General features: G+C 32.7%; 1 protein-coding gene. It reads left to right on the top strand.

The features are described 5' to 3' along the window. Positions 1-327 precede the first annotated feature (327 nt). Positions 328-941, top strand: a 614-nt coding sequence (locus AC1DSL_RS18715; protein ID WP_477533398.1) for a hypothetical protein, incomplete at its 3' end; no start/stop codon positions are given.

Below are 941 nucleotides of genomic sequence, written 5' to 3'. Positions count from 1 at the left end.
AATTTGAAGTGTCTTATGAAAATAAGACACTTTATTTTATTATTAAATAATAAATTTTAACTTATAATTATAACAAAGTATGAATATTTATGAAATTACTAGAACTATTCGAATACAATAAATAGAGTGAGGCGTAGTCCAAGTGACTACGTTTTTTATGTCCAAAAAATATGAAATGGGAAACGATAGAAAAAACTATTAGWTTTCMAATCTGCCTAGAGCAATTTTCTCTCTTTTAATATGTTATAGAGTAAGGCAAATACGGATTGATAGAAACCGAAACTCGGAATCTAGTATCGGTCCAAAAGGAAGGAGGTGCAATCAAATATGAAATATAACAAAAAGACGTGGGAAAAAATAGAGGGCTGTGACTGTTTCAAATGTCGTGAAGCAGAGACGAAAGTAGAATGGTGTGACCATAAACACGACTGGAATAAGAAGGAATGTCCTAAGTGTGGTGATGTTAACATTAAAGTAGTATGCGAGAAAGACAATCACGATAAGAAAGACKATCACGATAAGAAAAAACACGACTGTGAAAAATGCACAGGCAAAACAGACAAAGTAGAATTCCAATCAGATACATCAGTTTTAGACGATGAAATATTCGAAGAACCGATTCAAGTACTTCAGGTTTCATTCAAAAAAATCTGTAAAGATGACAAAGTTTGGTTTAGCGGAATTGTTGGTTTTGACAATGACACATGTGTTTATGGTAATGATGTTGCTGTAATTAAGTTAACTATTGTAAGAACATCTGAGTCAGGTAGCGAACGTACGATTTACAGACAAATTTTCGAAATTGATCAACCTGGACATGATGATCGTACTCAAGTGCCATTTGCACATGTAGAATTCGAATCAAATGAAAGCAAAAATGTAACTTATACAGTTTTCGTACAACGCCTGAATGATAACAGAGATGTATTTTTATTCGGACA

The sequence above is a fragment of the Paenisporosarcina sp. P4_D4 genome (assembly GCF_056401835.1).
The sequence above is the reverse complement of the archived record's forward strand: the minus strand, read 5'-3'. Positions and strand labels throughout refer to the sequence as shown.